Source organism: Allohoeflea poritis (assembly GCF_027889715.1).
Classification (GTDB): domain Bacteria; phylum Pseudomonadota; class Alphaproteobacteria; order Rhizobiales; family Rhizobiaceae; genus Hoeflea_A; species Hoeflea_A poritis.
The window spans coordinates 156,016-168,127 of sequence record NZ_JAPJZH010000010.1 but is presented as its reverse complement, the minus strand read 5'-3'; the positions used below and the strand labels follow the sequence as shown (position 1 = coordinate 168,127).

Sequence of the window (12,112 nt, the reverse complement as noted above, 5' to 3'; positions counted from 1 at the left end):
CCGCATTGAGTTCGAAAGCCGACAGCAATATCCGCAGCATCATGATCTGGGCCGTGCTTGTCGCAGTCATTGCCGTGCCCATTGCCGCCGCGGCGGCAAGCCCCCTGCTCGCATGGCGCAGCCCGGTTTATATCGCCGCAGGATTTGCCGGCGTCATCGCCATGGCGATGCTGCTCCTGCAGCCCCTGGCCGCCGGCGGCCTCCTGCCCGGGCTTTCGGCCTATCGGGCAAGGCGCCTGCACCGGTTTGTCGGCGGCGCGCTGGTCTCTGCTGTGGTCATCCATGTTGCGGCGTTGTGGGTCACCAGCCCTCCGGATGTGATCGATGTCCTGCTTTTCCGATCGCCAACGCCATTTTCCGTGTGGGGCGCGATCGCCATGTGGGCGCTCTTCGCGGCGGCGCTGGTCGCCGCGCTGCGCACGCGCCTTTCCTGGCGGCCGCGTATCTGGCGCCGCGTACACACGTCGCTCGCACTCATCGTCGTGGTCGGCAGCGTCGTCCACGCCCTGCTGATCGAGGGCACGATGGAAACAGTGTCCAAGGTGGCGCTGTGCGCGCTTGTCGTCGGGGCGACGGTGAAGGTGATCGTCGATCTGAAAGTGTGGTCGGCCGCAGCGCGCCGGGACATGAAGCGGTGAGGATTTAGCCGCGCTCGATATTTCCAGCCATGGCCAGATATGAATCCTTCAGCCCTTCCGCGGTTGGCCGGGGGTCCGGCGCAGCCGCTGGTTTCGCCAAATCAGCCGCCCGGACAATGCCGTTGACGAAATTGAACACACCGCAGATTTCGACCACTTCGTAGACCGCCTGTTCGCTCCATCCGGCATCAAGGGCCGCCGTGAAGGCATCATTCAACTCGCTTTGCGTTCCTTCGCACAGGCAGCGGGCATATTCGGTCAACGGTGATATCCGCGCGTTGGTGGCTTCGATCGGGCCCGAAAAAACCTCCGAGAACATCGTATGGTAGAAAATGCAGTACGGAACATTGTTCAGCCCGGAAACATAGGCGGCGATCGCCTCCCGCTCCCCGCGCGCCAGTTCTCCGTCAGCACACATGATGGAATTGAGCAATTGAAGCAGCGCGGCGGTGTTTTTCTGAAATCTGCTCAGAACATCGCTCAGACCGCTGTTTGCGGATAACCCGCTGAAATTTGACATGATAATCCCCATCTCGACGCCTTCATCAGCCCGGCCGCCGCGCCCGGCAGCATACAGGTGAAGCAGCCGGACAAAAAGCGGGGATCAGTATGGTTGAGGACAGGCGGCGCTCATCACGCTCATAAGCTCGAAACCCCGCGCGGCCTTGGCCATGCCATGGTTGTGCAGATAGCTCGCCTGCACCCAATAGGCCTCGCTTTCATTCAGTCCGGCACAGGACAGAACATGCGGATGCGGATCGGCGGCCTGCGCGGCATGGACAATTTCGTGAACCAGATAGCTGCGCCCGAGCACCGTGGCGAGATCGATTTCAGGGCCCAGCAATATCCGGTGCTGCTTTGGCACGAACGCGGCCATCGGCACCTCGCCATGTGCCGATGCCTCCGCAAACATCTCCCGGAGCGCTGTGCTTGTCGTAACCGAGACCTGCGGACAAAATTCAAGCCGGTGCCGCCCCGTCTCCTCGGCGACAAAATCGACGAGGTCCGACATGGCATCGCAGTCCGATGCATGCGCTGCAGTTCCTGCACCTGTCGCCACCAAGATCGACAGCGCGGCGATGAACGAGACGGTTCCAGCCGATTCCATTCCGGGCCTCACCTTTCCGGTTGAGCGGTTTCATTGCATCTGCCTTTCGCGGCAGCCACATCCTGTCGGCGATGCTGCGCCGCCCGCCAGTTTCACGCGTAACGAACGGGACCGATACTCAATCGAGGATCTGCTTCAGGCAGGTGCTTGCGATTGTCTTGCCGTCTTCGATAGTCGGCACATAAACGAGACGGCCGGTCAGGTTACCGGCCAGGATCATGTGCCCCTTGTCTCCGCATTCGCTGTAACACTCCAGGTCGATTTTCGCGCGCGGTCCTTCCGCGACGACTTCGCTGAAACTTGTCCGGTCGGTTTGAACGGCAACCTGAAACTGCGCCCCGTCAATTCGAAACCCCGGTCCGGCGTCATAGGTGTACGAACGGGTTCGTTCCTGCTTCTTGCAGTCCGCAGCGATGGATCCGTCGAACTTGCGGCCCGGATTGCACATCAGACGGTATTGAGGGCTCGTAAAGACCTCGCTTCTGGTCGAAACCAGATCCTCCAAAGCCGCATCAATGCATGCTTCGAATTGCGCCGTCTTGTCCGCCGCTGCCAATGCAGCGCCATTGAAGAGAAGCAAAACCGCTGAAGCGGTTACGTATTTTCGAATTCGCCTATTCATGTCGCCGACCATCCGAAGTTTTTACCGGACAAAACAATGCTGTATGATGGTTTATTGGTCGCGTGGAATGGCTGGCAATCAAACGAAATCTTATGAAATCTTCTGAAATACAAATTGGCACGGCGACACTGGATGTATCGCGCCGCACGTTGCTTGATCAGGACGGCAATCCGGTCGAATTGCGCCATCGCTCGATGAGCGTATTGATATTCCTGGCAACACGGCCGGGCACGGACATGAGCCGGCAGGAGATTATCGAGGCGGTCTGGCCGCAGACCACCGTGAGCGAGGACAGCCTGACCCAGTGTATCGCGGATATAAGGCGGGCGCTGGGGGACGGTGACAAGCGGCTTGTCGTGACCGTGCCGCAGGTCGGCTACCGGTTGATGGCCGAAAAGCCGGCCGTGCGATCAGCGCCGCGCCGTGCGATCCTTGCCGGGGTGGTCCTCGTTCTGGTGGCGACCCTGGGTGTATTAGGGTTCATGAATTTCAGCCGGATGGCGGGCGAGCCGCAGACGGCGGCGGTCGCCGTCCTGCCGTTGGATGATCTAAGCGTTTCAGCCCATCGTGGCCATCTCAGCGATGCGCTGAGCGAAGGAATCATCGCGGAGCTGGCGAAGTTTCCGCATTTCAAGGTCATCGCCCGCAATTCGAGCTTCCAGTTCAGGGATAGGCCCACGGATGTTCGCAGGATCGGCCGAATCCTTGGCGCTGACTACGTCGTGGAGGGCAGCCAGCAATATGACGGCGAGAAGCTTCGGGTCACCATCCAGCTCATCGAAGCGGCGACCGGGACCCACGTCTCCTCCGATACGATCGAACAGGATCTGGACGATCTGTTCAAGGTGCAGGACCGCATTGTCAGACATGTCGCATCCACCGTCGGCGGAACGGTCCTGACCGACTATCCCGCGAAGCGTTCCCCGAAAGAAGTGGATTCCCTGTTGCGCAGCCTCAAGGCAAGGAGGTTGATGAGCAATGCGACAAGAGAAAACTGGGAAAAGGCGTCCGCGCTTGAGAGAACGTCGATGCTGGAAGATCCGGGTTCACCCTGGGGCTATATCGGCACGTCCATCATGCTGGTGAACGGATCCTTTCAGGGCTGGATCGACCGTCCGAAAGATGCGGTTCTGAAACAGGCGGCCGAGTTGGCGCAAAAAGCCCTTTCCATTGCTCCGGAAAACTACATGGCCCATTACGCGATCGCCAGGGTGCTCACGTCGAGAAAGGAATATGCGGAATCGATCCTGCATTTCGAGCGCGCGATCGAGCTCAACCCTTCCGACTCGGTGGTGCTGATCGGCATGTCGCTGCCGTTGCTCTTTGCGGGCCACAACGAGCGTGCAATCGACGTTCTGCTGCAGGCGAGGTCGGTCGATCCGCTGCATGGCGACTGGCTCCTGTGGCAGTTGGGGTGGGCCTACTGGCAAAACGAAGAATGCGATGAGGGCCTGGAAACCATGCTGAGCATGGCCTTGCCGCCCAACGCGTCCTACACGATGCTGGCGGCGCTTTATGCGTGTACCGGTCAAACCGGGAAAGCCGAAGAAGCGATGAAAGTCTTCCTCAAGGAGCGGCCCGGTTATTCGATCGAAGACGAGATCAAACTGAATCCCGCCAACTGGCAGCCAGAGGGGACACTCCAAAGATGGCTTACTGACATGCGGGCGGCAGGAATGCCCGGCTAAAGCATGTCCGGCACCACAAACCGGCCGCGCCTCATGAAGGCGCAGCCGGCCGCGCGCCGAGTTAGAGCAAGGGGCGAAAATATGTCAGGAGATGGCACGCTCGACGTGGTCGCGATAGGTCTTGACGGCGGATTTGAGCGCATCCCAGTGTCGCTCGGCCTTGGCCTTCGCGTCGTTGACGGCCTCTTCGCCTTCCGATTCGATGCGCTTGGCGATCGAATCCATCTCTTCGCGTGCCCGGTTCCAGTCAGCTTTGAGCTTCTCGGCCTGCTCGGTGGTCCAATTGTCGGCGTCGTCGCTCGCGGTGGCGAGTTTCTTTTCGACTTCGGAAAGCTCCTCGCCGACCCGGTCGAGATGCATCTTCGCCTGTTCCATAAAGCTTGGTGCTGTTGCCATAACGTGCTCCTTTTGGTTGGATTTCAACAATGTGACTGCGATGGGCCGAAATTCGCACGAGCCGGCCGGAAAGATCAGTGAGTCACGGTGAAGGGCAAAGGCCTATGACAGCCACGGCGCCCATCGAACGGGGCATTGTCGAAAAGCAGCTTGAACGGGTGCTCGCCAGCAGCCAGTTCTCCGAGACCACCCGCCTTGCGCGTTTCCTCGACTACGTCGTGCGCCAGGCGCTGGACGGCAATGCGGAGGGCCTGAAGGGCTACGCCATCGGTCTCGACGTCTTCGACAAGGACGAGGATTTCGACCCGTCCATCGACACTATCGTGCGCGTACAGGCCGGAAAGCTGCGCAGCAGGCTGGATCTCTTCTATGCCGGCGAAGGCCGTGACGATCCGCTGCGTATCGTCATTCCGAAAGGCTCTTACGTGCCCGTCTTCGAGCTGGCGCTCGATCCCGAGATGAGCGGTGGAACCGCGCCGGCGAAAACCGATCCGGCAACAGCCAGGCGCGCCTCCGTCGCCGTGATGCCGTTCGACAATCTGTCCGGCGACCCGGCCCAGGAATTCCTGGCCGACGGGTTCACCGAGGAGATCATCGACGCGCTGTCGCGGTTCCGGGAAATCCGCGTCGTCTCGCGCCACGCGACCTTCCGCTACAAGAACCGGCCGGTGGACCCGCGCGAGTTGGCGCAGGATCTGGGTGTGCGCTTCCTTCTGGAGGGCAGCGTGCGGCGCTGGGAGGACCAGCTGCGCATAACCGCGCGGCTGGTGGAGGCTGCCAGCGGCGAGCAGCTGTCGAGCGATGCCTATGACCGCGAGATGAGCGCTCAGAGTCTCTTCGACATCCAGCAGGAGATCGCAGCGCAGATTGCCGCCGAGATCGGCGAACCGTTCGGGGTCATTCACCGCATCGGTTCCGGACAGCGGGCCGGCACACAGGCGCTTGATGCCTATGAGTGCCGGCTGCTGGCGTCGGAATACTGGCGCGCACCGACTGCCGAAGACCATAAGCGGGTCGTCGGGCTGCTGGAGCGGGCCGTCGCCATCGATCCCGACTATGCCGGCGCCTGGGCAATGCTCGGCATCGTCTATGGTGACGAGGCGCGCGCCGGCTTCAACCTGAAACCCGGCCGGCCAGCGCTGGATCGGGCACTGGAGGCGGCGCAAAGGGCCGTCGATCTGGACCCGGCCAACGCCACCGGCCATTACGCGCTGTTCCTGACCCGTTTTCACCGCGGCGAATTCGAGCTCTTCGAGGCGGCGGCGAAGAAGGCACTGCAGCTCAACCCCTACTATCCCGACATGCTTGCCGATCTCGGCTCCTGCCGAGCGCTGTCGGGCGACTGGGAGACCGGTCTCGCGCTGCTCGAGCGGGCCATCGACCTCAGCCCCAACCCGCCCGGCTGGTACCGCGCAGCGCTTGTGCTCGATCACTATCGCCGCGGCGATTACGAGGCCGCCCTTGCCGAAGCCCGGCTCATGGGAGACAGCCTCTGGGATCGGCAGGGCCTGTTCGAATTGATGATCCTCGGCCAGATGGGCCGGGATGGCGATGCGATATTGCTGTCGGAGAAGATTCTCGAGGACCTGCCCCACTATACCGGGTTCGTAAAGTGGAGCTTCAGATTATGGCACCTGCCGGAAGCGTTGCAGAAAAAGATGCTCGACGACTGGCGCAAGGCCGGGCTCATCCTTGTGTTCGACCCGCCGGATTCACCGTGACTAACTCCTTCTGATACCGCGCGCCTGACAGTGTGATCCCGACAACGCGCAAGCAAGGGATCACAAAATGGAAGCAGCTGTCCGTTCACCAAACATTGTCCGGCCGGAGGAGGCACGGGCCTTCGTGCTTTCGGCCATCGTCCTGTCGACCGGCGTTTTCGGCGTCGCGTTCTGGTACGGCGTCTTCGGCACGGTGTTCTTCGACCAGCTCTTCTATGTCTGGGTCGCCTCCACCGTGGCGCTGATTGCAAGCCTCTTCGTGCCGCCCATCGATGCGCTGCCCAAATTCATGTCCTGGCGGGGCCGGTTCGTCCTTATCCTGCCCAGCGTCCTGATGGTCACGACGGCCCTGCAAGGAACGGATCTTGCCACCTCCGAACAGGGCGACTGGCTGGTCTGGGGCCTCAACATGGCGATCATCGCAGTCACCCTGCCCTATCTTCTCTATGTGCTGATCCTGGTGGCCGTGCCCGATATCGACCGGCTGACCCATCCGCGCCTGCGCATCGGTGTCTTCGCGATCACAGGCCTTATCGCGCTCGCCGGCTACGAGATCGGCGTCCATCATCCGCGTTTCCTGACCTGTTACGACTTCAAGGTCTCGGGCAGCAATGTACCGGACAATTGCCGGCCGGCCGCCGCAGCCGAGGGCGGTTGAGCAATGAACCCGATCTGGAAGGAACGTCTCCTGCGCGGGGCTGCGGCCACGTGGTCCGTCCTGCGGCCGCTGCTCAATGCGACGCTGCTTTTGGCTGCGATTGCGGCCATTGCCGGGCTCACGCTGGTGAATTCCACCCGCTCCCTCGTGGACGACACCATGACGGAGGTGAAATCCGGCGTGCTGCACGAGATCGACGAGGATGCAAAACGCCTCTTTCAGGAAATCGACGCCGCCTATGCGGAGTTCGAGCGGCTGGAGCAGCAGGTTGCGGGCATTCTCGGCGACCCCCAATCGCTGCTGGACAGCCAGACGAAAGAAGACATCCGGGCGGTGCGGGACGACCTTTCGCGCATTGCCGGCGATCTGGACAGGATTTCGACGGGCCAGTTCGACATTTCGCAGAAAACGCTCGAAAAGCTCGCCGTGTCGCTGGTGCGCACGTATGGCGAAATCCGTGGCTGCACAACGCAGCGGCCAGCCAACCCTTAGAGAAAGTCTCCGTTCGGTCAGGCCGGAGACCGCAACTGCGGTCGGGGCTTAGCAATTGCTTGCGGAATCGCTATCCTTCCGGTGACGGCGTCATGCGCGGCACAAGAAGAACGAGGCAAATGCGATGTCCAAGGCAGATCTGCTATCAGCACTCGACTGGCTGGAACGCGGAAACCTCCAACCCGGCACCGAGATGGAGGAGGCACACACCATCACCCAGGCGCATGAGGGCGATCCGCTCCATGACTGGATCCACGCGCTGGTGCACCGGATCGAGGGCGACGACGCGAACGCCGCCTACTGGTACCGGCGGGCGGGCCGCACGCGCCATCCGGGATCGGTCGGGGAAGAATGGCGCATCATTCGCGCGGAAGTGGAAAAGGAATGACGCTCAGCGCCGATGCCCGCCGACACCACACTTCGCATTGCCGGCACGGCTGGCTCCGCCCCGGGCGACGCAAACGTGGCATTCGCTACATAATCGAAGCGTACACGCGCCTAACCTGCCGATGATGCGGTTTGCCGGCCCGGGCACCGCGCCATATCGGGATCCGGAACAAAAGGGGAGCGACCAATGCCGTTTTACCATGGGCTGAAGTCATATGAGGATGGGCCGGATGCCGGCAAGTTTCCTGACTACAAGGGCAAGAAGAACTGGATCGCCAGCCGCCTGCTCACACTGCGCAAGGACCTCGCAGAAACGATCACCAGCAAACGCCAGCCGCGCTCGCTGATCGTCGGAAGCTGGAACATACGCGCTTTCGATGACGGCGCGGAGCGGCTCGACGAGAGCTATCATTACATCGCGGAGATCATCAGCAATTTCGACATCTGCGCAATACAAGAGGTCAAGAGCGACCTCGCCCCGCTCGAACGTCTTCGCAAGCTGCTGGGACCGAATTGGGAATATTTCGTCTCCGACGTGTCGACCCACAAAGGCGGCAACAATGAGCGCATGGCTTTCGTGTACAACACCGATCGTGTTTTCTTCCGCCGGCTGATCGGCGAGCTGGTGGTCGATCCCGACGATCTCGAAAACAGCGATCAGCTGGCGCGCTCGCCGTTCTTCGCGGCCTTCCAGGCCGGCTGGTTCCGCTTCTGCCTGTGTTCCACCCACATCGTATTCGGCGGCGATTCCGCCAAGGAGAAGAAGATGCGGGCCGATGAGATCACGGCAATCACGAAACTGCTGATCCAGCGCGCGAAGAAGGAAGATCAGGTCTACATCTTCCTCGGCGACATGAACATCGAATCCGCCGACGGAAAAATCATGAAGGCGCTGCGGGACAGCAAGATGGTGGTGCCGCAGTTTCCGGCCGCCAATCTGGGCGGCGACAAGCTCTACGACCAGATGGCATTCACCGACAAGGGCGCGGCCACCCGCAAGACAAAGCTGATCCGCCACGGCCTCTTCGACTGGCGCAGAGCCATTTTCGGGCCCTACCCCGAAAAGGAATTCGATGAATTGCCCGAGGCGGAGAAGAAAGGTCCGACACGGCGGATTTCGCACAAGGACATGCTGGCGCATTACAAGCCGGTCTGCGACGCACAGCGCAAGGCGAACAAGAAGGACCCCTACACCAATTTTCCGCGCAGTTACCGTCAATGGACCACGTTCGAAATGTCAGACCACCTGCCCATCTGGATTGAGCTTGAGGTCGATTATTCGGACGACTATCTGGAGCGTTTTCTATAGCCGATGCCGGCGCATGGCGGCGTCAGCCATGGGAAGGCCGCGTGCCTTTCACTGCGCGAGTTCCAGCGTGGCCGACAGATCGTTCTGCCTTGCATTCTCGAAAATGATCGATGTCTCGATGCGGTGAATTTCATCGCGCGACGAGAATTTTTCCACGACGATCCGATGAAGATGGTCCGTATTCCGGGTGACAAGTTCGACGACCGCGTCAAACCGGCCGCTGATCATCCAGGCGGCCTGCACCTCGGGGATCTGCAGCACGCCCTTCACGAAGGCGTCGAGATTGGTTTTCTCGTGCTCGGACATCTGGACAAACAAGAGCGCTCTCAGCGCCAGACCTAACCGGTCCAGACGCACATCCGCATGCGCACCCGCCAGCACGCCGTTTTCGAACAGACGCCGGGTCCGTTCGTGAACGCTTGAGGGCGACAGGTCCACCGCATGGGCGAGTTCCTTGTTGCTCATCCGTGCATTCTTCGACAAAAGCGCCAGAATTCTGTGATCTGTTCGGTCCAGGGACGCCATTTCAACCATTCCTCCGAATGAGATTCGTTTGCCTGCATGCATTCCGAATAATATATTTCATTTTTGACAATTGAAGAAATTATGGCTCCCAATTTTCCGAAAATATCGAACAATATGAGGCAATATCGTGTTCGAAACAAAGATCGCCATCATCGTGCGGGATGACCTCCTGGTCTGGCAGAAGCTCAATGTGACCGCCTTCCTGACGAGCGGCGTTCTCGGCGCCAACGCCGATCTCCTGGGCGAGCGTTACGAGGATGCAAGCGGCAAGACCTACAGCCCGCTGATGATCCAGCCGATGATCGTGCTTGCCGCCGACGCGGCCGGCCTTGCCAGGATTCACGCGCGGGCGCTGGGACGCGGGGCCGAAATGGCAATCTATATCGAGGAGATGTTTGCCACCGGCCACGATGCAGCCAACCGGGCTGCCGTGAAGCAGTTCCCGACCTACGAATTGAATCTCGTCGGCCTGGCACTTCGCGACGACCGGAAGATCGTCGACAAGATCACGAAGGGCGCAAAGATGCATCCCTGACGGTCTCGCGCCACGCCGGTCAGAATATCCTCACCCCTGCCCGCCGGTCACCGGCGGAAGCCGCCTGGCGACGGGCGAAGACTGGACGACGGATGTGTTGGTCGATGCGCAATCGGCGAATGTGTCTATCAGGACCTCGAGTGCCGCGACATCCGACACATGGGCGCGCGCAACATAGCAGTCGTCGCCGGTGATCCGGTCGCATTCGACGATTTCCGGGCGGGCCCTGAGAATTTCGGCGACGCGGCTCAGGGCGCCCGGCAACGGCCGTATCCGTATCCAGACCGTCAGCGGCAGTCCGATGGCCGCGGGGTCGATGTCGAGTGTGTAGCCGCGTATGACGCCTGCCTCCTCGAGCCGCCTGATGCGTTCCGAGACGCTTGGCGCGGACAGTTCGACCCTCCGTGCCAACTCGGCCACGCTCGTTCGCGCGTCCTCGATCAGAAACTTGAGGATGGCCGCGTCGATCCGGTCCAGGTCGCTGTTTTCATATCGAAGGCGTTTCACCGGAAAATCCTGTTTTTCAAATCCATATTCGCATCTGGTCCGAGAACCACTCATTCAGATTGCACAATAGGCTTGCTATCCTTAAGCGACAAGGAGCCTATATGTCCGCCAATAGAACGATCCTGAACCGGGCCTCCAAAGCGGTCCCTCCCCAGATCTGGTTCGGCATCAGCGCCATATTCCACTATCTCGGCCCGTCCTTCGCCGTGCTTCTTTTTCCCGCCGTCGGGGTGCTCGGCGTCGCCTGGTTCCGCATGGCCTCGGCCGCGCTTGTTCTCGCGCCGCTGACCCGGCCCTGGCGGACCATCCGGAAGGCAGACGGGCGCGTGCGCCTTCTGCTCGTCGGCCTCGGACTTTGCCTGGCGGTGATGAACACATCCTTTTATCTGGCGCTCGACCGCCTGCCGATGAGCCTGGTCGCCGCGATGGAGTTCATCGGCACGATTGCCGTCGCGCTTTATGGTTTGCGTACGCGGCGCAACGTGCTGGCACTCGTTATTGCCGCTACCGGTGTCTACATCCTGATCGACGCGACTTGGTCAACCGATCCGCTCGGGCTCGCCTTCGCGGCACTCAACGCGGTGCTCTTCGTCGGCTACATCATCCTCGGCCATAGGGCGGCGGCGCAAGGTGCAAGCGGCGGCGTCGAAATCCTCGGCGCGGCGATGCTGCTCGCGTTTTTGTTCCTGATGCCGGTCGGCTTTGCCGAGGCGCTTCGGGTTTTCGGCCACGCGGAACTCGTGCTTGCAGGCATTGCGGTCGGGATCTGCTCGTCGGTGGTTCCCTATATCTGCGATCAACTCGCCATGTCCCGCCTGCCCCGCGCCAGTTTCGCCCTGATGCTGGCACTGCTGCCGGCAACGGCGACCATCATCGCGGCAATCATATTGGCACAGATCCCGACAATGCGCGATATTGCGGGTATTGCGCTGGTGATGACCGGCATTGCGATTCACCGCCCGGCGCAGGATTGAGGAGGCACGAATGGAACACACGGGCGGCTGCCACTGCGGCAATATCGCCATCACCTTCAGCACGAAAATCGCGCCGGACCGCATCAGGCCGGTTGCCTGCCAATGCGCCTTCTGCCGAAAGCACAATGTGCTGGCCGTCGCTGATCCCGAGGGGCACCTCGAAATAAGGATCGGCGACAAGGCGGAGGTGAACCGCTACCGCTTTGGCCTCGGCACCGCCGAATATCTGATCTGCCGTATTTGCGGTGTCTATGTCGCGGCGATAACCGTGGATGAACCGGAGCGGGCGCTCGTTGTCGTCAACAGCCTGGACAGCCGCGACAGTTTCACAGCCGACCCCGTTGCGGCAAACTATGACAACGAGACCGAGGCGGAACGCAGGGCACGCCGGCGCAAGAGCTGGACACCAGTGACGTTAGATTGGCAGGCAACCACTGGAAGCCGCTCGGCCAACCTGCTCCGTGTTACAGAAGGCAACTCGCCAAAGTGACGGCGATAACAGGCCGAAAAGCGGCTCGCGTCCCAGAATCCTTCTTCTGCAGCGGTGTCGCA

At 61.0% G+C, this 12,112-nt stretch carries 16 protein-coding genes; 10 read left to right on the top strand and 6 right to left on the bottom strand.

Annotated features, from left to right (window positions below; translation table 11 throughout):
* Positions 1 to 41: 41 nt before the first annotated feature.
* Positions 42 to 638 carry a ferric reductase-like transmembrane domain-containing protein gene (locus OOZ53_RS16795; protein WP_271090874.1) on the top strand — a complete coding sequence of 199 codons (597 nt, stop codon included), beginning with the start codon at positions 42 to 44 and terminating at the stop codon, positions 636 to 638.
* A 4-nt stretch (positions 639 to 642) separates the two neighbouring features.
* Here the strand turns inward: OOZ53_RS16795 and OOZ53_RS16790 are convergent, their stop codons facing one another.
* The 3 genes from OOZ53_RS16790 to OOZ53_RS16780 form a co-directional block, all read right to left on the bottom strand.
* Positions 643 to 1,158: a carboxymuconolactone decarboxylase family protein gene (locus OOZ53_RS16790; RefSeq protein WP_271090821.1), complete on the bottom strand. Its 516-nt coding sequence runs from the start codon at positions 1,156 to 1,158 to the stop codon at positions 643 to 645.
* 84 nt (positions 1,159 to 1,242) lie between these two features.
* A complete protein-coding gene (locus tag OOZ53_RS16785; protein ID WP_271090820.1) occupies positions 1,243 to 1,746 on the bottom strand; it encodes a hypothetical protein in 504 nt (167 codons plus the stop codon).
* A gap of 118 nt (positions 1,747 to 1,864) precedes the next feature.
* Positions 1,865 to 2,368 carry a hypothetical protein gene (locus OOZ53_RS16780; RefSeq protein ID WP_271090819.1) on the bottom strand — a complete coding sequence of 168 codons (504 nt, stop codon included), beginning with the start codon at positions 2,366 to 2,368 and terminating at the stop codon, positions 1,865 to 1,867.
* Positions 2,369 to 2,460: 92 nt separating this feature from the next.
* On the opposite strand from OOZ53_RS16780, the gene OOZ53_RS16775 reads away from it, so the two are divergent.
* Positions 2,461 to 4,056 (top strand): winged helix-turn-helix domain-containing protein, encoded by a 1,596-nt coding sequence (locus tag OOZ53_RS16775; RefSeq protein ID WP_271090818.1) that lies wholly within the window; start codon positions 2,461 to 2,463, stop codon positions 4,054 to 4,056.
* Positions 4,057 to 4,140: 84 nt separating this feature from the next.
* On the opposite strand, the gene OOZ53_RS16770 is transcribed toward OOZ53_RS16775, so the two are convergent.
* A complete protein-coding gene (locus tag OOZ53_RS16770; protein ID WP_271090817.1) occupies positions 4,141 to 4,452 on the bottom strand; it encodes a hypothetical protein in 312 nt (103 codons plus the stop codon).
* A gap of 104 nt (positions 4,453 to 4,556) precedes the next feature.
* Here OOZ53_RS16770 and OOZ53_RS16765 point away from each other — a divergent pair, with 104 nt between their 5' ends.
* From OOZ53_RS16765 to OOZ53_RS16745, 5 genes are all read left to right on the top strand, one after another.
* The gene (locus OOZ53_RS16765; protein WP_271090816.1) at positions 4,557 to 6,173 is read left to right on the top strand and encodes a hypothetical protein; all 1,617 of its coding nucleotides are present in this window, start codon (positions 4,557 to 4,559) and stop codon (positions 6,171 to 6,173) included.
* A 67-nt stretch (positions 6,174 to 6,240) separates the two neighbouring features.
* A complete protein-coding gene (locus tag OOZ53_RS16760) occupies positions 6,241 to 6,831 on the top strand; it encodes a hypothetical protein (RefSeq protein ID WP_271090815.1) in 591 nt (196 codons plus the stop codon).
* Positions 6,832 to 6,834: 3 nt separating this feature from the next.
* A complete protein-coding gene (locus OOZ53_RS16755; RefSeq protein ID WP_271090814.1) occupies positions 6,835 to 7,323 on the top strand; it encodes a hypothetical protein in 489 nt (162 codons plus the stop codon).
* 124 nt (positions 7,324 to 7,447) lie between these two features.
* Positions 7,448 to 7,711, top strand: coding sequence for a hypothetical protein (locus OOZ53_RS16750; protein ID WP_271090813.1), 264 nt, complete (start codon positions 7,448 to 7,450; stop codon positions 7,709 to 7,711).
* A gap of 186 nt (positions 7,712 to 7,897) precedes the next feature.
* Complete coding sequence (locus tag OOZ53_RS16745; RefSeq protein WP_271090812.1) at positions 7,898 to 9,019, top strand: endonuclease/exonuclease/phosphatase family protein; 1,122 nt, start codon at positions 7,898 to 7,900, stop codon at positions 9,017 to 9,019.
* A gap of 48 nt (positions 9,020 to 9,067) precedes the next feature.
* On the opposite strand, the gene OOZ53_RS16740 is transcribed toward OOZ53_RS16745, so the two are convergent.
* Positions 9,068 to 9,544 carry an Lrp/AsnC family transcriptional regulator gene (locus OOZ53_RS16740; protein ID WP_271090811.1) on the bottom strand — a complete coding sequence of 159 codons (477 nt, stop codon included), beginning with the start codon at positions 9,542 to 9,544 and terminating at the stop codon, positions 9,068 to 9,070.
* Between the two features lie 127 nt (positions 9,545 to 9,671).
* Here OOZ53_RS16740 and OOZ53_RS16735 point away from each other — a divergent pair, with 127 nt between their 5' ends.
* Complete coding sequence (locus OOZ53_RS16735) at positions 9,672 to 10,079, top strand: DUF2000 family protein (RefSeq protein ID WP_271090810.1); 408 nt, start codon at positions 9,672 to 9,674, stop codon at positions 10,077 to 10,079.
* Positions 10,080 to 10,109: 30 nt separating this feature from the next.
* Here the strand turns inward: OOZ53_RS16735 and OOZ53_RS16730 are convergent, their stop codons facing one another.
* On the bottom strand, positions 10,110 to 10,586 hold the full coding sequence (locus OOZ53_RS16730; protein ID WP_271090809.1) for an Lrp/AsnC family transcriptional regulator: 477 nt from the start codon (positions 10,584 to 10,586) through the stop codon (positions 10,110 to 10,112).
* A gap of 101 nt (positions 10,587 to 10,687) precedes the next feature.
* Between OOZ53_RS16730 and OOZ53_RS16725 the strand changes: the two genes are divergently transcribed.
* Complete coding sequence (locus OOZ53_RS16725) at positions 10,688 to 11,560, top strand: EamA family transporter (RefSeq protein WP_271090808.1); 873 nt, start codon at positions 10,688 to 10,690, stop codon at positions 11,558 to 11,560.
* Positions 11,561 to 11,570: 10 nt separating this feature from the next.
* Positions 11,571 to 12,050 carry a GFA family protein gene (locus tag OOZ53_RS16720; protein WP_271090807.1) on the top strand — a complete coding sequence of 160 codons (480 nt, stop codon included), beginning with the start codon at positions 11,571 to 11,573 and terminating at the stop codon, positions 12,048 to 12,050.
* The last annotated feature ends 62 nt before the right edge of the window (positions 12,051 to 12,112 follow it).

What these genes read in the sequence shown, in the direction of transcription:
- OOZ53_RS16795 (WP_271090874.1), top strand. Translation starts at nt 42, where the DNA reads ATGATCTGGGCCGTGCTTGTCGCAGTCATTGCCGTGCCCATTGCCGCC.
- OOZ53_RS16790 (WP_271090821.1), bottom strand. Translation starts at nt 1,158, where the DNA reads ATGTCAAATTTCAGCGGGTTATCCGCAAACAGCGGTCTGAGCGATGTT.
- OOZ53_RS16785 (WP_271090820.1), bottom strand. Translation starts at nt 1,746, where the DNA reads ATGGAATCGGCTGGAACCGTCTCGTTCATCGCCGCGCTGTCGATCTTG.
- OOZ53_RS16780 (WP_271090819.1), bottom strand. Translation starts at nt 2,368, where the DNA reads ATGAATAGGCGAATTCGAAAATACGTAACCGCTTCAGCGGTTTTGCTT.
- OOZ53_RS16775 (WP_271090818.1), top strand. Translation starts at nt 2,461, where the DNA reads ATGAAATCTTCTGAAATACAAATTGGCACGGCGACACTGGATGTATCG.
- OOZ53_RS16770 (WP_271090817.1), bottom strand. Translation starts at nt 4,452, where the DNA reads ATGGCAACAGCACCAAGCTTTATGGAACAGGCGAAGATGCATCTCGAC.
- OOZ53_RS16765 (WP_271090816.1), top strand. Translation starts at nt 4,557, where the DNA reads ATGACAGCCACGGCGCCCATCGAACGGGGCATTGTCGAAAAGCAGCTT.
- OOZ53_RS16760 (WP_271090815.1), top strand. Translation starts at nt 6,241, where the DNA reads ATGGAAGCAGCTGTCCGTTCACCAAACATTGTCCGGCCGGAGGAGGCA.
- OOZ53_RS16755 (WP_271090814.1), top strand. Translation starts at nt 6,835, where the DNA reads ATGAACCCGATCTGGAAGGAACGTCTCCTGCGCGGGGCTGCGGCCACG.
- OOZ53_RS16750 (WP_271090813.1), top strand. Translation starts at nt 7,448, where the DNA reads ATGTCCAAGGCAGATCTGCTATCAGCACTCGACTGGCTGGAACGCGGA.
- OOZ53_RS16745 (WP_271090812.1), top strand. Translation starts at nt 7,898, where the DNA reads ATGCCGTTTTACCATGGGCTGAAGTCATATGAGGATGGGCCGGATGCC.
- OOZ53_RS16740 (WP_271090811.1), bottom strand. Translation starts at nt 9,544, where the DNA reads ATGGCGTCCCTGGACCGAACAGATCACAGAATTCTGGCGCTTTTGTCG.
- OOZ53_RS16725 (WP_271090808.1), top strand. Translation starts at nt 10,688, where the DNA reads ATGTCCGCCAATAGAACGATCCTGAACCGGGCCTCCAAAGCGGTCCCT.
- OOZ53_RS16720 (WP_271090807.1), top strand. Translation starts at nt 11,571, where the DNA reads ATGGAACACACGGGCGGCTGCCACTGCGGCAATATCGCCATCACCTTC.